This window comes from Escherichia sp. WS547 (assembly GCF_046486065.1).
Lineage (GTDB): Bacteria > Pseudomonadota > Gammaproteobacteria > Enterobacterales > Enterobacteriaceae > Escherichia > Escherichia coli.
The window spans coordinates 1-572 of the sequence record NZ_JBJQMA010000063.1; the positions used below are offsets into that span (position 1 = coordinate 1).

At 53.1% G+C, this 572-nt stretch carries 1 protein-coding gene; it reads right to left on the reverse strand.

What is annotated here, in order from left to right:
• On the reverse strand, positions 1-572 hold a 572-nt coding region (locus ACJHWK_RS23925; protein WP_045147895.1), incomplete at both ends, for an EF-Tu/IF-2/RF-3 family GTPase.

A 572-nucleotide genomic window follows, 5' to 3' on the forward strand; every position in this document is an offset into this window, starting at 1 on the left:
ACAACGCCCGCGCCAACGGTACGGCCGCCTTCACGGATTGCGAAACGCAGACCGTCGTCCATCGCGATCGGGTGGATCAGGGTAACAACCATTTTGATGTTGTCGCCCGGCATTACCATCTCTACGCCTTCCGGCAGTTCGATGGTACCAGTCACGTCAGTAGTACGGAAGTAGAACTGCGGACGGTAGCCTTTGAAGAACGGAGTATGACGGCCGCCTTCATCTTTGGACAGAATGTACACTTCAGATTCGAACTTGGTGTGCGGCTTGATGGTGCCCGGCTTAGCCAGTACCTGACCACGTTCGATTTCTTCACGTTTGATACCACGCAGCAGAACACCTACGTTCTCACCAGCACGGCCTTCGTCCAGCAGTTTGCGGAACATTTCAACGCCAGTACAGGTAGACTTCTGAGTCTCTTTGATACCAACGATTTCAACTTCTTCACCAACTTTGATGATACCGCGTTCTACACGACCGGTAACAACGGTACCACGACCGGAGATGGAGAATACGTCTTCGATCGGCAGCAGGAACGGCTTGTCAATCGCACGCTCTGGTTCCGGAATGTA